This is a genomic window from Paraburkholderia sp. J41 (assembly GCF_905220235.1).
Classification (GTDB): domain Bacteria; phylum Pseudomonadota; class Gammaproteobacteria; order Burkholderiales; family Burkholderiaceae; genus Paraburkholderia.
Genome location: NZ_CAJMZE010000015.1, coordinates 140,796 through 159,722, shown reverse-complemented (window position 1 = coordinate 159,722; position 18,927 = coordinate 140,796). Strand labels below are relative to the sequence as shown.

The window sequence follows — 18,927 nt, the reverse complement described above, 5'->3', positions numbered from 1 at the left end:
AGCGCGGCAATGAGCCGCGCTTTTTGCTTTTAAGCGGGTGTGAGCGTGGTGACGCTCACCAGCCCCAACCCCAGCCGGGATAGCCGTAGCTCACGCCCGTGCCCCAGCCGTTTCCCCAGCCGCCGCTGGAATAACCGCCGAACACGGTGACGGGCGGCGCATAGGCGCGCGCCCATGCCTGCGCGGCTTCTTCGGAGGCTATGGCCTGATTCTGGTCGGCGAGAACCTGGCGGTCGATCGCGTCGTAGCGCGCGCGTTCCGCGGGCGTGAGCGACGGCGGGGCGGCCGGCGCCGCGCCCGGTTGACCGGCGGGCAGGCGGCTGTAGATCGGCGAAGGTCCGGGCGGGTCCATCACGCAGCCGCTCATGACGAGCACGCCCGCGCCCAGCGCGGCCGCCACGAGCCACGCCGGTGCGCGCGCCGCGTTGGCGAAGCGTTGATCGGTATTCATCTTGTGTTCCCTCGATACGCAGTGGATGCGCCCGCGCCGGCCGTGTTTTAGTGACGTCCCTCGGGCGCTGGGCTGACACCTTCTGAGAGCGCGTTCGCCGCGAAAAGTTGCGCCACATCCACCGGGTCGAACTCATAGCGCTGATTGCAATAGTCGCAGTGAATCTCGACATGCCCGCGTTCTTCTATCACGCCGTCCACTTCCTCGCGGCCCAGCATCTTGAGCATCGCCCCGACCTTCTCGCGCGAGCAGGTACATTGGAAGCGCGGCGTGGCGGGTTCGAAGTGGCGCACGTTTTCTTGCCAGAAGAGGCGGCGGAAAAGCGTAGCCGAATCCTGCTCGAGCATTTCGTCGGACGTGAGCGTGCCGCCGAGCGTGCAGACGCGCTCCCACGTATCGGTGTCGTGTTCGCCCTGGTGCGGCACGATGCCGCCGTCGCCGGGCAGCTTCTGCAACAGCATGCCCACGGCGCGCTGGTCGTTCGCGGCGAGCCACATGCGCGTGTCGAGCTGCTCCGAGTGATGCATGTAATGCTCGAGCACCGAAGCGATCGACTTGAGCGGGCCGTCTTCGCCGTTGAGCGGCACGATGCCCTGGTAAGGCTGCTGGCCCGGCTGCTTGCTCGCGGGATCGAGCGTGATGACGCAGCGGCCGTCGCCGTTCGGGTTCACGAGATCGGCGAAATCGAGATCGTCGGCGAGCGCGAGCGCGGTCTCGCCCGTGTATTCCTCGGCGAGGCGGGCGGTGGCGCGCATCGACAGATCCGAGCCGCACTGCACGACCAGCATCCTGACCGGGCCGTTGCCGAAGATTTGCATGATCAGCGTGCCGTCGAACTTGAGATTCGCCGACAGCAGCGAGCACGCCGCCATCATTTCGCCGAGCACGTTGCGCACCGGCAGCGGGTAGGGGCGGCGCGTGAGCACTTCCTGCCAGGTGTCCGTGAGCGAGACGATCTCGCCGCGCACCGGCGCGGCGCTGAACATGAATTTTTGCAACTGGTCGTTCACAATCTTTTCCTTCATTTCGATCCGGGCGGCGCGGCCCGCGCGGCGCTGGCGTTCGGTGAGGGCGCGAAGCCCCGCCGATCAACCGATGCGCACGAGCTGCGCCTTGAAATATTCGCGACGGTTCGCATAACCGTCGGCAGTACGCTTGAGGCCGGCGATATCGGCCTCGGTGAGTTCGCGCACGACCTTGGCCGGCGCGCCGAGAATCAGCGAGTTGTCGGGGAACACCTTGCCTTCGGTGACCACGGCACCCGCGCCAACCAAGCAGTTGCGGCCGATTACCGCGCCATTCAAGACCACGGCCTGAATGCCGATCAGCGCGCCTTCCTTGACGGTGCAGCCGTGCAACATCGCCTGATGGCCGATCGTGACGTTTTGCTCGACCGTGAGCGGGAAGCCGGGGTCCGCATGCAGCACCGCGCCTTCCTGGACGTTGCTGCGCGCGCCGATGCGGATCGGCTCGTTGTCGCCGCGCAGCGTCGCGCCGAACCACACGCTCGACGCTTCGGCGAGTTCGACGTTGCCGACGATGGTTGCGGTGTCCGCGACGAACACGCTTTCGTGAATGGTCGGTGCGGCTTCGCCAAGCTTGTAGATGGCCACGGTATTGCGTCTCCTGGGTTGTCCCGGCGGGTTGTCCGATGCCGCGCTGCGGCCGGCGCGCCCGCTCGTGCTCGTTCGCGGGCGCGCCGATCGACCGGCAGCAGGTGAATCGCGTATTGTAAACGGTCGCCTGCATAGTCCGCCGGGTGCCGCCGCACGTTCCGGTTTTGCTTTTTGACGTTTTTCCGATGACTTTCGTTTCCCACGCCGCCGGCTGGCGCGCCGCCGCCCTCGACGCCTTGCGCGAACCCGATCCGCTTGCCAAGAGCGAGGCCGTGCGCGCGCTTTACGCGCTCGCGCAAAATACGCCGCCTGAAGCGCCGGGCGCTTTGCAATCCGCTTCAAAACCGGCTTCAAAGCCTGCTTCCCTGCAAGACTGGCAGCCGCAGCGCACGTTCGCGACGCCGGAAGGCTTGCCGGGCCGTCCGGCGCGGCCGCCGCTGGTCGAGCCGCGCGAACTGAAGCGCCGCGCGATGAGCACGTCGCAAGGCCGCGTCGTGCTGCTGCATGCGCTCGCGCACATCGAATTCAACGCGATCAATCTCGCGCTCGACGCGGTTTGGCGCTTTCCCGGCATGCCCGACGCCTTCTACGCCGACTGGCTCAAGGTCGCCGCCGAGGAGGCGTATCACTTTTCGCTGCTATGCGCGCGCCTTGCCGACTACGGCCACGCGTACGGCGACTTCCCGGCTCACAACGGCCTTTGGGAGATGTGCGAGCGCACCGCTGACGACGTGCTTGCGCGCATGGCGCTCGTGCCGCGCGTGCTGGAGGCGCGCGGGCTCGACGCCTCGCCGCCGATCCGCGCGCGCCTGAAACAGGCCGGTGACGACGAATCGGCGGCCATCCTCGACATCATCCTGCGCGACGAAGTGGGGCACGTCCGCATCGGCAATCACTGGTTCCGACATTTGTGCGATGAACGCGGACTCGACCCGCACGCGACCTGGCTTGCGCTCGCCGAGCGTTATCACGCACCGCGCCTGCGCGGGCCGTTCAACTTCGAGGCGCGCCGCTCAGCCGGGTTCGACGAAGCCGAACTGGACGCGCTCGCGGCGCAAGACGCGGCGGAGCAAAAAGCGCCGGATGCTTCGCCGCTCGCTTTGCCAAACCGTTCGCCAAACCACGCGTCCAACCGTTCTTACAACCCTTAGCCGCCGGCGAAAACCCACATTCACGCCGCATCGTTCGCGGCTTATCCCTATAATCGAACGACCATTCTTTTTCGCGGCGGCGCAATGAACCTTTCCCGATCCGAACTCGTCGACGTCAACGGCATTCGCCTGCACGTGCGCCGCTGGGGCGCCGCGGACGCGCCCGCGCTTTTCATGCTGCACGGCTGGATGGACGTGGCGGCGTCGTTTCAGTTCGTCGTCGACGCGCTCGTGGCCTCGGGCGCGGACTGGCAAGTGATCGCGCCCGATCTGCGCGGCTTCGGCCTTTCCGACTGGCCGGTCGCGCAGGGGCGCGGGAGCCACTACTGGTTCCACGAGTACCTCGCCGATCTCGACGCACTGCTTGCGCACTATGCGCCCGACGGTCAGGTCGATCTGGTGGGGCACAGCCTGGGCGCGAACATCGTGTGCCTGTACGCGGGCGTGCGGCCCGGGCGCGTGCGGCGCGTCGTCGACCTGGAGGGCTTCGGCCTGCCCGCGACCACGGCCGCGCAGGCGCCGCGCCGTGTCGCCGATTGGCTCGACGAAATGCGCTCGCCGCCGCAATTGCGCCGCTATGCGTCCCTCGACGCGGTGGCGGCGCGCCTCGTCAAGACGAATCCGCGCCTCATCGCGTCGCGCGCGCGCTTTCTCGCCGAGCATTGGTCGAAGCCGGACGGCGAGGGCGGCTACGTGTTGCTAGCCGATCCCGCGCACAAGATGCGCGGCCCGCTGCTTTATCAGGCCGACGAAGTCATGGCGATCTGGTCGCAGGTGCGCGCGAAGGTGCTGCACGTGGAGGCGGCCGGCTCCGAAACGCTCGCGCGGTTCGCGGGTGCCGCGCCCGTCGACGTGTTCAAGAAACGCTTCGAGGCGTTTCCCGACTGGCGCGAGCGCATCGTCGAAGGCGCGGGGCATATGGTGCATCACGATCAGCCGGAGGAAGTCGCGCGGCTGATCGAGGCGTTTTGCGCGTGAGAGCGGGCGTGGCGCGGGGCGTTGCAGGCGGGCGCAAACGGGCACTGACGGGCGCTAGCGGGCGCTGGGCGGAGCGCGGGCCGGCACGGATGGCACGGAACGGGCGCCAGGCTGACTCCAAACCGGTCCCTAACCAGCTTCAAACCAGCTTCAAACCAGCTTCAAACGGCCGCGCCGCGTTGCAGTAAAATGGACGCTTACTTTCCTCACGCCCGCAATGAACGCCGATCTCCACTGTCATTCCACCGTATCCGACGGACAACTGGCCCCGGCGGACGTCGCGCGGCTGGCGAAAGCGGGCGGCGTGGGGCTGTGGGCGCTCACCGATCACGACGAACTCGGCGGCCAGCGCGAGGCGCGCGAAACGGCCGAGGCGCTCGGTTTGCGCTATGTGAGCGGCGTCGAGATTTCGGTGACGTGGGCGTCGCGCACGGTACACATCGTCGGCCTCAATGTCGATCCGTCGTGCGCGGCGCTCGCCGAAGGTCTCGCGCGCACGCGCAACGGCCGCGCCGCGCGCGCGGAAGCGATCGGCGAGCGTCTCGACGAACTCGGCATTCCCGACGCCTACGCGGGCGCGCTTCAATACGTATCGAATCCCGATCTGATCTCGCGCACGCACTTCGCGCGCTTTCTGGTCGAATCGGGGCGCGCGCAGAACACGCAGGACGCCTTCTCGCGCTGGCTCGGCGATGGCAAGCCGGGCTACATTTCGCACCGCTGGGCCAAGCTCGCCGACGCGGTGTCGTGGATCAAGACGGCGGGCGGCGAGGCCGTCGTTGCGCATCCGGGCCGCTACGCCTACACGCAGCTCGAATTCGACACGCTGTTCGGCGAATTCATCGACATGGGCGGCAAGGCGATCGAAGTCGTCACGGGCAGTCACACGCCCGACCAGTACGGCGAGTACGCTGCGGTCGCACGGCGCTTCGGCTTCGAGGCGTCGCGCGGTTCCGATTTCCACGCGCCCGGGCCGGACAGCATCGCGCCCGGCACGCTGCCCTCGCTGCCTTCCGATCTCAAGCCCGTTTGGGAGCGATGGCTGTAGGCCGCGCGCATCGCGTGGCCCGCAAGCTCCGTCTTTTTGCCGCATCATTTCTCGTGCGCGCGGCGCATGCCGCTTGCGGCGCGCTCGCGTAGCAGCCGGCCTCGCGCCGGTGCGGCCTCGCGCCGTTTCTACGTCGACATTCATCAGTTGATTACTGCCATGTCCCAGTTCTTTCGGCTTCACCCCGAGAATCCGCAGCCGCGCCTCGTCAAGCAGGCCGTCGAGATCATCCGCGACGGCGGCGTGATCGCGCTGCCGACCGATTCGAGCTACGCGCTGGCCGCGCGCATCGACGACAAGGCGGCCGCCGAACGCCTGCGCCGCATTCGCGGGCTCGACGAAAAAGCGCTGCTTTCGCTGATGGTGCGCGACCTTTCCGAGCTGGCGAATTTCGCGATGGTCGACAACCGCCAGTACCGGCTCATCAAGTCGGTGACGCCGGGGCCGTATGTGTTCGTGCTGGTGGCGACGAAGGAAGTGCCGCGCCGGCTGTCGCATCCCTCGCGCAAGACGATCGGGCTGCGCGTGCCGGGGCATCCGATTCCGCTTGCGATCCTGGCGGAGCTGGGCGAGCCGCTGCTCGCCTCCACGCTGATCCTGCCGCCCGACGCCGAGCCGCTCAACGATCCGGAAGAGATTCGCGAGCGCCTCGAAAAGCAGGTCGATCTCGTGATCGACGGCGGCGCGTGTCCGTGCGAACCGTCGACGGTCATCGACCTCACGGGCGAGGAGCCGGTGCTCGTGCGCGCGGGGCGGGGCGCGCTGGCGCCGTTCGGGCTCGAAGAGGAAGAGGCATGACGCGGGAGCCGCGGTGCATGGCGGAGCACGTGGATGGCGCGGCGCTGCGAAACGCCGCGAAGCGCGACGCAGGCGGCGCGGCAGGGGATCGAAAAGGGCGCCGAAGCGGCATTGAAGCGGCACCGAAGCCGCACCGAAGCCGCATCGAAGCGGCGCGCGGCCGAAATACCGGTAGCGCATTGATACAATAGCCCCGCCATGGAAGCCAATCTCATTCAGACGATCGTCGTCTACGCGTTGCCCGTGATCTTCGCGATCACGCTGCACGAAGCCGCGCACGGGTACGTTGCGCGCATGCTCGGTGACAACACGGCCTACGTGCTCGGCCGCGTGTCCTTCAATCCGATGCGCCATATCGACCCGATCGGCACGATCGCGATGCCGCTCGTCCTCTATTTCCTGACGAGCGGCGCGTTCGTGTTCGGTTACGCGAAACCGGTGCCGATCGCCTTCGGCAACTTGCGCAATCCGCGCTGGGGCACGCTTTGGGTCGCGGCGGCGGGGCCGCTTTGCAATTTCGTGCAGGCGCTCGTGTGGGGCGTGTTCGGCGTAGCGCTCGCTGTGCTCGGCGTCGACGAGCCGTTCTTCACGCGCATGGCCGCAGCCGGCGTGGGCGTGAATCTCGTGCTGGGCGTGCTGAACCTCTTTCCGCTGCCGCCGCTCGACGGCGGACGCGTGCTCGCCGCGCTGCTGCCCACGCGCGCGAGCATCGCGCTCTCGCGTCTCGAACCCTACGGTTTCATCATCGTGATGGGGCTGCTCGTGAGCGGCATCTTCACGCGATTCTGGCTGCGCCCGCTCGTCAGTCTCGGTTACGACGCGGTGACGGCCGTCCTCACCCCCCTTATGTCGCTCTTTTCATAACATCATGTTCCCAGACCGTATTTTCTCCGGCATGCGCCCCACCGGGTCGCTGCATCTCGGCCACTATCACGGCGTGCTGAAAAACTGGGTGCGCCTGCAATCCGAGTATCCGTGCTTCTTCTGCGTGGTCGACTGGCACGCGCTCACCACGCACTACGAAACGCCGGATGTCATCGAGAAAAACGTCTGGGACGTGCTGATCGACTGGCTCGCGTCGGGCATCGACCCGAACCAGGCCACGCTGTTCATCCAGAGCCGCGTGCCCGAGCACGCCGAACTCGCGCTGCTGCTCGGCATGAGCACGCCGCTTAGTTGGCTCGAACGCGTGCCGACCTACAAGGAGCAGATCGAGAAGCTGCGCGACAAGGATCTCGGCACTTACGGCTTTCTCGGCTACCCCGTGCTGATGGCCGCCGACATCCTGCTGTATCGCGCCTCGCTCGTGCCGGTGGGCGAGGACCAGGTGCCGCACGTGGAAATGGCGCGCGAAATGGCGCGCCGCTTCAACTACATGTATGGCCGCGAGCCCGGTTTCGAAGAGAAGGCCAACGAAGCGGCGAAGAAGCTCGGCGGCAAGCGCTCGAAGCTCTATCACGAACTGCGCAGCGCGTATCAGCAGGAAGGCAACGAAGAGGCGCTCGAGCAGGCGCGCGCGATGTTGTCCGAGTCGCAAAGCCTTTCGATGAACGATCGCGAGCGGCTGTTCGGCTACCTCGAAGGCTCGCGCAAGATCATCCTTCCGGAGCCGCAGGTGCTGCTGACGGAGGCGTCGCGCATGCCGGGCCTCGACGGACAGAAGATGTCGAAGTCGTACGGCAACACGATCGGCCTGCGCGAGGACGCGCAATCCATCGAGAAAAAGGTCCGCACGATGCCGACCGATCCGGCGCGCGTGCGCCGCACCGATCCGGGCGACCCCGACAAGTGCCCGGTGTGGCAGCTTCATCAGGTCTACACCGACGAGCAGACGCACGAATGGGTGCAGAAGGGCTGCCGATCGGCGGGCATCGGCTGTCTCGAATGCAAGCAGCCGGTGATCGAAGGCATCCTGCGCGAGCAGCAGCCCATGCTCGAACGCGCGCAGAAGTACATGGACGATCCGTCGCTCTTGCGCGCCATCGTCGCGGACGGCTGCGACCGCGCGCGCAAATACGCCACCGAAACCATGCGCGACGTGCGCGAGGCAATGGGCCTCTCGTACAACTGATCGCCGATGCTCGAGCGCACGATGACGTCCGCACACGGCGGGATCGCCGAACCGTCGAAATGGGTGCGTCGCTGGGCGCACCTGATCGCGCCCGGCGGCGCGGTGCTCGACGTCGCGTGCGGCTCGGGGCGGCACGCGCGCTGGCTGGCGAAGCGCGGTCATCCCGTGGCGGGGCTCGATCGCGACGCGGCCGCGCTCGCCGGTTTGCGCGGCACGCCGAATATCGGCACCGTCGAGTGCGACCTCGAAGGGGCGCCCTGGCCGCTGGCCGCCGACGCGCGTTTTGCTGCGGTCGTCGTCACGAATTATCTGCATCGCCCGCTCATGCCGCGTCTCATCGAAGCGCTGGCGCCGGGCGGCGTGCTGATCTACGAGACCTTCGCGCAAGGCAACGAAACCGTCGGCAAGCCGTCGAATCCCGCGTTTTTGCTGGCGCCCGGCGAATTGCTGGCGGTTTGCACGCCGGCCTTGCGCGTGATCGCCTATCAAGACGGATTTCTCCCGCAACCGCGTGAGGCGTACGTTCAGCGCATCTGCGCGGTGCGGGAAAGAACGGCCGGCGCGCGCGCCGAAAAAGCCGGTAACGTAACGGGTAATCAGGTACTACCCTTGCCGCGTTACGATCTGACCGGCTAATCCGCTACAATCGCGGTTTAACCGACTCATTTCTGGCGTTTCATGGCTAACGGCATTCAGGACGGCATCACGCTGCGCGGCAGCATTCCCGCGATCGTCACTCCCATGCACGAAGACGGCAGTCTCGATCTGCCGGCGTTCCGCAAACTGGTCGACTGGCACGTCGAAGAAGGGACGGATGCGATCGTCGTGGTCGGCACGAGCGGCGAGTCCGCCACGCTCGACGTCGAAGAGCACGTTTTGATGGTCAAGACCGCGGTGGAGCAGGCCGCGGGGCGTCTGCCCATCATCGCCGGCGCCGGCGGCAACTCCACGGCCGAAGCCATCGAACTGACGAAGCACGCGAAAAGCGTGGGCGCGCAGGCGTCGCTCCAGGTCGTGCCCTATTACAACAAGCCGACCCAGGAAGGCATGTACCGCCATTTCGCGAAAATCGCGGAATCGGTCGATCTGCCGGTGATCCTGTACAACGTGCCGGGCCGCACCGTGGCCGATATGTCGAACGAGACGATCCTGCGTCTCGCGGGCGTGCCGGGCATCGTGGGCGTGAAGGAAGCGACGGGCAACATCGACCGGGCCGCTCACCTCATCAAGCATGCGCCCGAAGGCTTCAGGATTTTCAGCGGCGACGATCCCACGGCGATCGCGCTCATGCTGCTGGGCGGCCACGGCAATATCTCGGTGACCGCGAACGTCGCACCGCGCCAGATGAGCGATCTGTGCAAGGCCGCGCTCGAAGGCGACGCGAGGACCGCGCGCGCGATCCACCTGAAACTGCTCGCGCTCCACAAGAACCTGTTCGCCGAGTCGAATCCGATTCCGGTGAAGTGGGCGTTGCAGGAAATGGGCCGCATCGAAGGCGGTATCCGCCTGCCGCTGACGCCGCTCGACGCGCGTTACCACGACGTTGTGCGCGCTGCGCTGCGCGAAGCCGGTCTGGTCGGCTGATAGTCGTCGACCATCCGATTTTTTAACCGCTGCCGCCATCGCCCAACCGCTGACAGACCACCGACAGACTTCTGGCAGATCAAGGCTTAGCGTTCCCGTATCACGAAGGTCCACATGAAACGTTCTGCTCTTTCCCTCCACGCAACCCGCATGGCGGTGCTGGCGCTCGCACTGGGCTCGCTCGCAGGCTGCGAGTCGCTGAACGACATGTTCGCGACGGATCGCGTCAACTACAAGGACACGCCGAGCGCGCCGCCGCTGGCGGTGCCGCAGGATCTTTCGTCGGCACCCAACGACCAGAAGTATGTCGCGCCGCCGCCCACCGCCACGCTGGGCGGCGCCACGCAGCGCACCGTCACCACCGCGGGCAACGCCACGCTGGGTGTGCCGAGCGCGCAAGACCCGCTCGGCATGCACGTGGAGCGCGACGGCGACCGCCGCTGGCTCGTGATCGACGGCCGCACGCCGGGCGACGTCTGGCCGCAGCTCCAGGAATTCTGGACGACCAACGGCTTCACGCTGGCCACCGACTCGCCGGAAACCGGCATCATGACCACGAACTGGGCCGAGAACCGCGCCAACATTCCGGACGACTGGTTCCGCCGCACCATCGGCCGCGTGATCGACTTCGCGTACTCGTCGGGCACGCGCGACCGCTTCCGCACGCTCGTGTCGCGCGGGCCGGACGGCCAGACCGACATCTCCGTCACGCATAGCGCGATGGAAGAAGTGCTCACGGGTCAGGACAAAACCGGTTCGAAGTGGGTCGAGCGCCCGCGCGATCCGGCGCTCGAAGCGGCGTTCCTTTCGCGGATCATGCAGAAGTTCGGCCTGACCGACGCGCAGTCGAAGCAGTTGCTCACCGACGCGCGTCCGTCGTCGTCGGCGGCCAAGGTGGCATCGGGTTCCGACGGCACCACGCTCGATCTGCCCGAAGCGTTCGACACCGCGTGGCTGCGCGTCGGCCTCGCGCTCGACCGCACGAACTTCACGGTCGACAACCGCGACCGCCAGAAGGGCATCTACTACGTGCGTTACGCCGATTCGATGAAGGAATTGAAGGGCGACGGCCTGTTCGGCAAGCTTTTCTACAGCTCGAAGAAAACCGCGAACGATCAGGGCCCGGAATTCCTCATCGCGGTGCGCGCGACGAGCAACGCGCAAACGCAGGTGGCCGTGGTCGATCAGAACGGTCGGATCGATACGTCGTCGGACGCGCAGCGCATCGTTTCGGCGCTGCATGCGCAACTGAACTGACGCCGTGCGGTTCGCGAGCCTCGGCAGCGGCAGCGAAGGCAACGCACTGGTCGTAGAAGCAGGCGGCAGCGCGGCGCCCACGCGCGTGTTGCTCGACTGCGGTTTCTCGGCGAAGGAAGTCGAGCGGCGCCTGCTGCGCGCGGGTCTCGCCGCCGACTCGCTCAGCGCCATCCTCATCACCCACGAACACAGCGACCACATCGGCAGCGCGCTCACGCTCGCGCGCCGCTGGTCGATCCCGCTTTACATGAGCTGGGGCACGGCGCAGGCCGTGGGCGCCGACGACGCCGGCGTGGATCTTCATGTGCTGTGGGGCGACGAAACGGTCGAAATCGGTGCGTTGGGCGTGCTGCCGTATACGGTGCCGCACGATGCGCGCGAGCCGTTGCAGTACGTGTTCAGCGACGGCGCGAGCCGGCTGGGCGTGCTTACCGATGTCGGCGAATCCACGCCGCACATCGGCAATGTGCTGGGCGGCTGCGACGCGCTCGTGCTCGAATGCAATCACGATCTCGCGATGCTGTCGGCGAGCCGTTATCCGCCTTCGCTCAAGGCGCGCATCGGCGGCTCGCACGGCCACCTCAACAACGAAGCCGCGGCCGGTATTCTTGCCGCGCTCGATCGCGCGAAGCTCCGGCATCTGGTCGCCGCGCACCTGAGCCAGCAGAACAACACGCCGGAACTGGCGCATGCCGCGATGGCGGCAGTGCTCGGCAACGCCCTCACCGAGATCGCCGTGGCGTCGCAGGACGAGGGTTGCGACTGGATTGCGCTTTAGGCGCGGCCACGCTGCGTGCGAGGTTCGCGGACGAAAAAAAGCCCATGGCGACTGTCATGGGCTTTTTGCTTTGCGGGGCGGGGCCGGAACTGTACCGGAACCGGCGCCGCCACAGTGCTTAGTTCCGGTTGCCGCCGAAGATGCCGAGAATCGCCAGCAGATTCGTGAACACGTTGTAGAGGTCCAGATAGATCGCGAGCGTGGCCGAAATGTAGTTGGTTTCGCCGCCGTTCACGACGCGCTGAACGTCGAACAGCATGTACGCCGAGAAGATGGCGATGGCCAGCACGGAAACCGTGAGCATCAGCGCGGGCAGTTGCAGGAAGACGTTCGCGACGCCGGCCAGCAGGATCACGATCACGCCCATGAACAGCCACTTGCCGAGGCCCGAGAAGTCGCGCTTGCTGACCGTGGCGATGGTGGCCATGGCGGCGAAAATGATGCCGGTGCCGCCGAAGGCGAGCATGATGAGCGACGGGCCGTTCGAGAAGCCGAGGATGAACGACAGCAGGCGCGAAAGCATCAGGCCCATGAAGAACGTGAAGCCGAGCAGCACGAACACGCCGGCGGAGCTGTTCTTGGTGCGCTCGATCGCGAACATGAAGCCGAACGCGATGGCGAAGAACGCGAGCAGGCTCATGGCCGGGCTGGTGGCCGCGAAAAGCGAGAAGCCGGTGGCAACGCCCACCCACGCGCCGAGCACTGTCGGCACCATCGAAAGCGCGAGCAGCCAATAGGTGTTGCGCAATACGCGGTTGCGGGTTTCGACCGAAGTAACGGTGCCGCCGCGGCCGAAGTTGTAGGGATACTCGTTCATGCTTTCTCCTTGCGTGAGACGCGTGGTTGGCGGCTCGCGCCGATGCGCGCACCGCTTGTTCGTAAGATACGTGCGACGATCCAGAGTTTCAACGGGATGCCACACGATTTAAGTTATGTTTGCACAGCGTAGGCGACCTTTCTTAAATCTTCCTGAAAGGTCGGGCCGGCGAGCCTCCACGCCTTCCGGCTGGCTGCGCAGCCGTGGCGCTGCGTGTTGCGCGGCCGAATCCGCGAAGCCCAGGCGGAATCAAGCGGAATCGAAGCGGGCCAAAGAGGGATCAATCGCAATCATACATTGGAACATGCTACAATAGCGGATTCATTAGAATTTGTAACCTCTTAATTTTTTGGAGTTTTTATGGCGATCGAACGCACTCTGTCGATTATCAAGCCGGACGCAGTGGCCAAGAACGTGATCGGCCAGATCTACAGCCGCTTCGAAAACGCTGGCCTGAAGATCGTTGCTTCGCGCATGGTTCACCTCTCGCGCGCCGACGCAGAGAAGTTCTACGCCGTGCACGCTGCGCGCCCGTTCTTCAAGGACCTCGTCGAGTTCATGATCTCGGGTCCGGTCGTCGTTCAGGCGCTGGAAGGCGAAAACGCCATCCTCAAGCATCGTGACCTGATGGGCGCGACGGACCCGAAGAAGGCGGAAAAGGGCACGATCCGCGCCGACTTCGCAGACAGCATCGACGCGAACGCCGTGCACGGTTCGGACGCAGCGGAAACGGCTGCCGTCGAAATCGCGTTCTTCTTTCCGGAAATCAACGTTTACTCGCGCTAAGCAGTAAGCCGCAGTTCAAGTAGCATGGGTCGCGAACGGCGATGACGTCCACCGTCCGGCAGGGTTTTTTGCAAGCCGGGCGGCGGACGCGCTCTCGCACTGAAATGGCAGGATTCGACATGACGAGCAGTTCCACCGTCAACCTTCTCGATCTCGACGCCCAAGGGCTCGTCGCTTATTGCGAAAGCCTGGGCGAGAAGCCGTTTCGCGCCAAACAGCTTCAGCGCTGGATCCATCAATACAACGCCGCCGACTTCGACGGCATGACGGATCTGGCCAAGTCGTTGCGTGAAAAGCTCAAGGGGCGCGCCGTCATCGGCATGCCGGGCATCATCAGCGACAACGTTTCCTCCGACGGCACGCGCAAGTGGCTCGTCGACATGGGCAACGGCAATGCCGTCGAAACCGTGTTCATCCCCGAAGAAACGCGCGGCACGCTGTGCGTGTCCTCGCAGGCCGGGTGCGCGGTCAATTGCCGGTTCTGCTCCACCGGCAAGCAAGGTTTCTCACGCAATCTCACCACCGCCGAAATTATCGGTCAGTTGCGCATGGCGGAATTCGCCTTGCGCGCCTCGCTGCACGGGGATGCAGGCAAGAACCGGGGCGGTCGCGCCACCGGCGGGGAAGGCAAGGGCGAGCGCGTCATCACGAACGTCGTGATGATGGGCATGGGCGAGCCGCTGCTCAATTACGACGCGGTCGTGCCGGCCATGCGCCTGATGCTCGACGACAACGCCTATGGCCTGTCGCGCCGCCGCGTGACGCTTTCGACCTCGGGCGTGGTGCCGATGATGGACCGGCTCGGCGCGGAATTGCCCGTGGCGCTCGCGGTCTCGCTGCACGCGCCGAACGACGCGCTGCGCGACGAACTCGTGCCGCTCAACCGCAAGTATCCGCTGCGCGAACTGATGGCGGCTTGCCAGCGCTATCTGGAAGTCGCGCCGCGAGATTTCATCACATTCGAATATTGCATGCTCGACGGCGTCAACGACACGGAAAAGCATGCGCGCGAGTTGCTCGCGCTCACGCGCGACGTGCCGTGCAAGTTCAATCTGATTCCGTTCAATCCCTTTCCCGAGTCGGGCCTGTTGCGTTCGAAATCGGACCAGATCAAGCGCTTCGCGCAGATTCTGATGGATGCGGGCGTGGTCACGACGGTGCGCAAGACGCGCGGCGACGACATCGACGCTGCCTGCGGCCAGCTTGCGGGGGAAGTGAAGGACCGCACGCGGCTCGCCGAGCGCACGGGCCGCGCAACGGGCAAGGTCATCGAAGTGAGGCCGGTGCAGCACTGAGCCGGTTTGGTCCGGCGCGCATCGGGTAAGCGTGCCGCTGAGGGCGGAGCCGGGCAGGATGGAGCAGGTTCGGGCGGTATTGATCAGTGTCAAAACGCCGTATTGAAGCGTAACGTTGCAGAAGCGATCGGAAGCGGCACACAGGCCGCGCATTTTGTTATAAACGGTCTGCGAACCGGGGCAAACGGGCACAGCGCGCACGAGGCGCCGCGGCCAACCGGTTCCAGGTGAAAAAAGAATCGACGCAAGGACTTTGGGATGAGCGAGCCGCAGCACCCTTTCGGGACGGACGGAACTGACAGCAACGCAGGACGTGCGGCGCAGGGCGCGACGCCGTCGCCGGTGCAGGCTGTGCCCGATACGCTGGCCGCCGCCGGCGCGCGTCTCGCGCAACTGCGCGAGGGCAAGGGCTGGGCGGTCGAAGACGTGTCGGCGCGGCTCAAGGTGTCGGTGGCCAAACTGCGCGCGCTCGAAGTCGGCGACATCAGCCATCTGCCGGACGCCACGTTCGCGCTCGGCGTGGTGCGCGCCTACGCGAAGCTGCTGGGCGCCGATCCGGCGCCGTTCACGCAGGCGCTGCGCCGCGAGCGCGGCATCGAGCAGCCGGATCTGTCGATGCCGGCTTCGTCGGGGTCGGATCTGCCGCGCGGGCGCGTGTCGCTGTCGCTCGGCGGCAGCGGCGCGCGGGCACCGCGCCGTCGCGCGTCGTGGCTCTGGGGCGTTGCCGTGGTCGTTATCGCGGTCATCGCGCTTTCCATGTGGCACACCAACAGCGGCGAGTCGTCGGCGTGGTTCGCCCGGCTGAAGTCGATCACGAACGGCGTGACGGCGCAGTCGGGCACGTCCACGGTCACGCAGGGCGAAACGACCGGCGCGGACGGCGCGTCGGCGGTGCAGAGCACGGATCAGTCGGCGGCCGCATCGGCGACAGGCGAGGCGGATCAGGGCGGCGTGCAGCAAGCGGCGCCGTCCGCGGCCCCGGCCCCGGCAGCCGCGACTCCCGCACCGGTCGTCGCGCCGCCCGCGCCCGCGGTCAATGCGCCAGGCGCTGCGCCGGCGCCGGCGGCGACGGCCGCCGCAAGCGCGCCGGCCGCGGCGCAAGGCGCATCGGCGGTGGCGAGCGGCGACACGTCGGTGTTCGCGATCCGCGTCACGCAAGACTCCTGGGTGAGCGTGCGCCAGAAAGACGGCAAGGAAGTATTCTCGGGTCTGATCCACGGCAGCGACGCACGTGAGATCAGCGGCATCGAGCCACTGAAGATCACCGTGGGCAACAAGGCGGGCATCGAGTCGATGACGCTCAACGGCCTGCCGGTCGATGCGTCGAAGTACGCGTCGGCACGCGGCAACGTCGCGCGCTTCGTGCTTCCGTGAGGTCGAGCGCGTTGTTCCGCGGGTTGTACTGATAACGACATGGCATGCGTCGCGGCTGGCTGATCCGGCCGCGACGCTTTTTCAATTCACGTCGCGCTTTTGCCGGCTCGCGAGCCGCGCGGCGCGCGTGAGGCGTAAATGGGTTTTTCGATGCAAAGCGAAACGCAATTCCCGACCAGCAACAGTCAGATCGTGTCCAACGAGCCGATCATCGGCGGTCACGCGCCGCGCCGCAAATCGCACGGCGTACACGTGCGCTGGGGCGGCCAGCTGGTGACGATCGGCGGCGACGCGCCGGTGCGCGTGCAGTCGATGACCAACACGGACACCGCCGACGCCATCGGCACCGCGATCCAGATCAAGGAACTCGCGCAGGCCGGCTCGGAACTGGTGCGCATCACGGTCAACACGCCGGAAGCGGCCGCGGCCGTGCCGCACATCCGCGAGCAGCTCGACCGCATGGGTGTGATGGTGCCGCTCGTCGGCGACTTCCATTACAACGGTCATCTGCTGCTGCGCGATCATCCCGCATGCGCGGAGTCGCTTTCGAAGTACCGTATCAATCCGGGCAACGTCGGCCAGGGCGCGAAGCGCGACACGCAATACGCGCAGATGATCGAAGCGGCCATCAAATACGACAAGCCGGTGCGTATCGGCGTGAACTGGGGCAGTCTCGACCAGGACCTGCTCGCGCGCATGATGGACGAGAACGCCGCGCGCGCGGTGCCTTGGGAAGCGCAAAGCGTGATGTACGAAGCGCTGATCCAGTCGGCCATCGGTTCGGCGGAGCGCGCGGTCGAGCTGGGTCTCGGCCGCGACAAGATCATTTTGTCGTGCAAGGTCAGCGGCGTGCAGGATTTGATCGCCGTGTATCAGCAACTCGCGAAGCGCTGCGATTTCGCGCTGCATCTCGGCCTGACGGAAGCCGGCATGGGCTCCAAGGGCATCGTCGCGTCGACGGCGGCGCTTTCGGTGCTGCTCCAGCAGGGCATCGGCGACACGATCCGCATTTCGCTCACGCCGGAGCCGGGCGCATCGCGCACGGGCGAAGTGATCGTCGGCCAGGAAATTCTGCAAACGATGGGCCTGCGCTCGTTCACGCCCATGGTTATCGCGTGTCCCGGCTGCGGCCGCACGACCAGCACGCTGTTCCAGGAACTCGCGTCGCAGATCCAGAACTATCTGCGCGCGCAAATGCCGCTGTGGCGCAAGGACTATCCGGGCGTCGAAACCATGAACGTGGCGGTCATGGGCTGCATCGTGAACGGTCCGGGCGAGTCGAAGCACGCGAACATCGGCATCAGCTTGCCGGGCTCGGGCGAGAACCCGGCGGCGCCGGTGTTCATCGACGGCGAAAAGGTCAAGACGCTGCGCGGCGAGCATATCGCCGAAGAGTTCCAGCAGATCGTGAGCGACTACGTCGCGCGCAAATACGGCAAGGCCGAAGCGGTGGCCTGAGTCATGCGCCGCTGTGTACCTTGCGGCGTCCATCGGCAGTGCTCATTATTTAGCAAACTCGCAACGCAATGACTGAACAGAAAAGAAAGCCCGAAAAGCTCACGGGCGTGAAGGGCATGAACGACATCCTGCCGCAGGACGCAGGGCTGTGGGACTTTTTCGAAACCACGGTGAAGTCGATGCTCCGCTCCTACGGTTATCAAAATATCCGTACGCCGATCGTCGAGCATACGCAGCTTTTCACGCGCGGTATCGGCGAAGTGACCGACATCGTCGAAAAGGAAATGTATAGCTTCACCGACGCGCTGAACGGCGAAAATCTCACGCTGCGCCCAGAAAACACGGCGGCGGTCGTGCGTGCGTCGATCGAGCACAACCTGCTTTACGACGGCCCGAAGCGCCTTTGGTACGTTGGCCCGATGTTCCGCCACGAGCGTCCGCAGCGCGGCCGTTATCGCCAGTTTCATCAGGTGGGCGTGGAAGCGCTCGGTTTCGCGGGCCCCGACGCGGACGCGGAAATCATCCTGATGTGCCAGCGTCTCTGGGACGATCTGGGGCTGACGGGCATCAAGCTCGAGATCAATTCGCTCGGGCTCGCCGAAGAGCGCGCCGCGCATCGCGTCGAGCTGATCAAGTATCTCGAACAGCATGCGGACCAGCTCGATGAAGACGGCAAGCGCCGCCTTTACACGAATCCGTTGCGCGTGCTCGACACGAAGAATCCCGCGCTCCAGGAAATCGCCGACCGGGCGCCGAAGCTGATCGACTTTCTCGGCGACGAATCGAAGGCGCATTTCGAAGGGCTGCAACGCATCCTGAAGGCGAACAACATTCCCTTCAAGATCAATCCGCGTCTCGTGCGCGGTCTCGATTACTACAATCTGACCGTGTTCGAGTGGATCACGGACAAGCTCGGCGCGCAGGGCACCGTCGCGGCCGGCGGCCGCTACGATCCGCTCATCGAGCAACTGGGCGGCAAACCCACGGCGGCGTGCGGCTGGGCAATGGGCGTCGAGCGCATTCTCGAGCTGCTCAAGGAAGAGAACCTCGTGCCGGAAGCCGAAGGTTGCGATGTCTACGTCGTCCATCAAGGCGAAGCGGCGCGCGAGCAGGCGTTCATCGTGGCGGAACGGCTGCGCGACACGGGTCTCGACGTCATTTTGCATTGCAGCGCGGACGGCCAGACGGCCAGCTTCAAGTCGCAGATGAAGCGTGCCGACGCGAGCGGCGCGGCCTTCGCCGTGGTGCTCGGCGAGGACGAAATCGCGAAGGGCGTGGCGGGCGTGAAGGCATTGCGCGGCACGGCCGCCGAGGCGCGCAGCGAACAGCAAACGGTCGCGTTCGAGGACTTGACCGAATATCTGATCAATGCGATGGTTGCATCCGCCGAAGACGGCGACGACTGAGCGGGGCGCGCGAAACGGTTCGACCGAATCGACGCACCCGGCACACGCGGCGCGCCCGA

19 protein-coding genes are annotated in these 18,927 nt (G+C 65.8%); 15 read left to right on the top strand and 4 right to left on the bottom strand.

Annotation, left to right across the window (positions count from 1 at the left end):
• Positions 1-55: 55 nt before the first annotated feature.
• The 3 genes from U5805_RS17750 to U5805_RS17740 all read right to left on the bottom strand — a co-directional run bounded on the left by U5805_RS17750 (position 56) and on the right by U5805_RS17740 (position 2,064).
• Positions 56-451, bottom strand: coding sequence for a hypothetical protein (locus U5805_RS17750; protein WP_415914624.1), 396 nt, complete (start codon positions 449-451; stop codon positions 56-58).
• Between the two features lie 47 nt (positions 452-498).
• Positions 499-1,461, bottom strand: coding sequence for an Hsp33 family molecular chaperone HslO (gene hslO, locus U5805_RS17745; protein ID WP_322104800.1), 963 nt, complete (start codon positions 1,459-1,461; stop codon positions 499-501).
• 78 nt (positions 1,462-1,539) lie between these two features.
• A complete protein-coding gene (locus U5805_RS17740) occupies positions 1,540-2,064 on the bottom strand; it encodes a gamma carbonic anhydrase family protein (protein WP_322104794.1) in 525 nt (174 codons plus the stop codon).
• Between the two features lie 188 nt (positions 2,065-2,252).
• Here U5805_RS17740 and U5805_RS17735 point away from each other — a divergent pair, with 188 nt between their 5' ends.
• The 10 genes from U5805_RS17735 to U5805_RS17690 all read left to right on the top strand — a co-directional run bounded on the left by U5805_RS17735 (position 2,253) and on the right by U5805_RS17690 (position 11,732).
• On the top strand, positions 2,253-3,218 hold the full coding sequence (locus tag U5805_RS17735; protein WP_322104793.1) for a ferritin-like domain-containing protein: 966 nt from the start codon (positions 2,253-2,255) through the stop codon (positions 3,216-3,218).
• An 84-nt stretch (positions 3,219-3,302) separates the two neighbouring features.
• Complete coding sequence (locus U5805_RS17730) at positions 3,303-4,196, top strand: alpha/beta hydrolase (protein ID WP_322104792.1); 894 nt, start codon at positions 3,303-3,305, stop codon at positions 4,194-4,196.
• A 217-nt stretch (positions 4,197-4,413) separates the two neighbouring features.
• Complete coding sequence (locus U5805_RS17725) at positions 4,414-5,244, top strand: 3',5'-nucleoside bisphosphate phosphatase (RefSeq protein WP_322104791.1); 831 nt, start codon at positions 4,414-4,416, stop codon at positions 5,242-5,244.
• A gap of 159 nt (positions 5,245-5,403) precedes the next feature.
• Positions 5,404-6,042, top strand: a complete 639-nt coding sequence (locus U5805_RS17720; RefSeq protein WP_322104790.1) for an L-threonylcarbamoyladenylate synthase — start codon at positions 5,404-5,406, stop codon at positions 6,040-6,042.
• A gap of 198 nt (positions 6,043-6,240) precedes the next feature.
• Positions 6,241-6,906, top strand: a complete 666-nt coding sequence (locus tag U5805_RS17715; protein WP_322104789.1) for a site-2 protease family protein — start codon at positions 6,241-6,243, stop codon at positions 6,904-6,906.
• A 4-nt stretch (positions 6,907-6,910) separates the two neighbouring features.
• Entirely contained in the window at positions 6,911-8,113 is a 1,203-nt protein-coding gene (locus tag U5805_RS17710) for a tryptophan--tRNA ligase (protein WP_322104788.1), read from the top strand.
• Between the two features lie 6 nt (positions 8,114-8,119).
• Positions 8,120-8,749: a class I SAM-dependent methyltransferase gene (locus U5805_RS17705; RefSeq protein ID WP_322104787.1), complete on the top strand. Its 630-nt coding sequence runs from the start codon at positions 8,120-8,122 to the stop codon at positions 8,747-8,749.
• Positions 8,750-8,791: 42 nt separating this feature from the next.
• Complete coding sequence (gene dapA, locus U5805_RS17700; protein ID WP_322104786.1) at positions 8,792-9,697, top strand: 4-hydroxy-tetrahydrodipicolinate synthase; 906 nt, start codon at positions 8,792-8,794, stop codon at positions 9,695-9,697.
• 114 nt (positions 9,698-9,811) lie between these two features.
• Positions 9,812-10,954 (top strand): outer membrane protein assembly factor BamC, encoded by a 1,143-nt coding sequence (bamC, locus tag U5805_RS17695; protein WP_322104785.1) that lies wholly within the window; start codon positions 9,812-9,814, stop codon positions 10,952-10,954.
• Positions 10,955-10,958: 4 nt separating this feature from the next.
• Complete coding sequence (locus U5805_RS17690) at positions 10,959-11,732, top strand: MBL fold metallo-hydrolase (protein WP_322104784.1); 774 nt, start codon at positions 10,959-10,961, stop codon at positions 11,730-11,732.
• 118 nt (positions 11,733-11,850) lie between these two features.
• Here U5805_RS17690 and U5805_RS17685 read toward each other — a convergent pair whose 3' ends face one another.
• Positions 11,851-12,549: a Bax inhibitor-1/YccA family protein gene (locus U5805_RS17685; RefSeq protein ID WP_322104783.1), complete on the bottom strand. Its 699-nt coding sequence runs from the start codon at positions 12,547-12,549 to the stop codon at positions 11,851-11,853.
• 360 nt (positions 12,550-12,909) lie between these two features.
• Between U5805_RS17685 and ndk the strand changes: the two genes are divergently transcribed.
• The 5 genes from ndk to hisS all read left to right on the top strand — a co-directional run bounded on the left by ndk (position 12,910) and on the right by hisS (position 18,868).
• On the top strand, positions 12,910-13,335 hold the full coding sequence (gene ndk, locus U5805_RS17680) for a nucleoside-diphosphate kinase (RefSeq protein ID WP_322104782.1): 426 nt from the start codon (positions 12,910-12,912) through the stop codon (positions 13,333-13,335).
• Positions 13,336-13,454: 119 nt separating this feature from the next.
• Positions 13,455-14,630 carry a 23S rRNA (adenine(2503)-C(2))-methyltransferase RlmN gene (rlmN, locus tag U5805_RS17675; protein ID WP_322104781.1) on the top strand — a complete coding sequence of 392 codons (1,176 nt, stop codon included), beginning with the start codon at positions 13,455-13,457 and terminating at the stop codon, positions 14,628-14,630.
• A gap of 258 nt (positions 14,631-14,888) precedes the next feature.
• On the top strand, positions 14,889-16,004 hold the full coding sequence (locus tag U5805_RS17670) for a RodZ domain-containing protein (RefSeq protein WP_322104780.1): 1,116 nt from the start codon (positions 14,889-14,891) through the stop codon (positions 16,002-16,004).
• Between the two features lie 138 nt (positions 16,005-16,142).
• Positions 16,143-17,462: a flavodoxin-dependent (E)-4-hydroxy-3-methylbut-2-enyl-diphosphate synthase gene (ispG, locus tag U5805_RS17665; RefSeq protein ID WP_322104779.1), complete on the top strand. Its 1,320-nt coding sequence runs from the start codon at positions 16,143-16,145 to the stop codon at positions 17,460-17,462.
• A 68-nt stretch (positions 17,463-17,530) separates the two neighbouring features.
• The gene (hisS, locus tag U5805_RS17660) at positions 17,531-18,868 is read left to right on the top strand and encodes a histidine--tRNA ligase (protein ID WP_322104778.1); all 1,338 of its coding nucleotides are present in this window, start codon (positions 17,531-17,533) and stop codon (positions 18,866-18,868) included.
• Positions 18,869-18,927: the final 59 nt, after the last annotated feature.

Bases quoted from the DNA above. Each gene is read 5' to 3' on its own strand.
- U5805_RS17735 (WP_322104793.1), top strand. From the start codon at position 2,253: ATGACTTTCGTTTCCCACGCCGCCGGCTGGCGCGCCGCCGCCCTCGAC.
- U5805_RS17730 (WP_322104792.1), top strand. From the start codon at position 3,303: ATGAACCTTTCCCGATCCGAACTCGTCGACGTCAACGGCATTCGCCTG.
- U5805_RS17710 (WP_322104788.1), top strand. From the start codon at position 6,911: ATGTTCCCAGACCGTATTTTCTCCGGCATGCGCCCCACCGGGTCGCTG.
- U5805_RS17685 (WP_322104783.1), bottom strand. From the start codon at position 12,549: ATGAACGAGTATCCCTACAACTTCGGCCGCGGCGGCACCGTTACTTCG.
- hisS (WP_322104778.1), top strand. From the start codon at position 17,531: ATGACTGAACAGAAAAGAAAGCCCGAAAAGCTCACGGGCGTGAAGGGC.
- ispG (WP_322104779.1), top strand. From the start codon at position 16,143: ATGGGTTTTTCGATGCAAAGCGAAACGCAATTCCCGACCAGCAACAGT.
- U5805_RS17670 (WP_322104780.1), top strand. From the start codon at position 14,889: ATGAGCGAGCCGCAGCACCCTTTCGGGACGGACGGAACTGACAGCAAC.
- ndk (WP_322104782.1), top strand. From the start codon at position 12,910: ATGGCGATCGAACGCACTCTGTCGATTATCAAGCCGGACGCAGTGGCC.
- rlmN (WP_322104781.1), top strand. From the start codon at position 13,455: ATGACGAGCAGTTCCACCGTCAACCTTCTCGATCTCGACGCCCAAGGG.
- U5805_RS17750 (WP_415914624.1), bottom strand. From the start codon at position 451: ATGAATACCGATCAACGCTTCGCCAACGCGGCGCGCGCACCGGCGTGG.
- U5805_RS17720 (WP_322104790.1), top strand. From the start codon at position 5,404: ATGTCCCAGTTCTTTCGGCTTCACCCCGAGAATCCGCAGCCGCGCCTC.
- U5805_RS17705 (WP_322104787.1), top strand. From the start codon at position 8,120: ATGCTCGAGCGCACGATGACGTCCGCACACGGCGGGATCGCCGAACCG.
- bamC (WP_322104785.1), top strand. From the start codon at position 9,812: ATGAAACGTTCTGCTCTTTCCCTCCACGCAACCCGCATGGCGGTGCTG.
- U5805_RS17725 (WP_322104791.1), top strand. From the start codon at position 4,414: ATGAACGCCGATCTCCACTGTCATTCCACCGTATCCGACGGACAACTG.
- dapA (WP_322104786.1), top strand. From the start codon at position 8,792: ATGGCTAACGGCATTCAGGACGGCATCACGCTGCGCGGCAGCATTCCC.
- U5805_RS17715 (WP_322104789.1), top strand. From the start codon at position 6,241: ATGGAAGCCAATCTCATTCAGACGATCGTCGTCTACGCGTTGCCCGTG.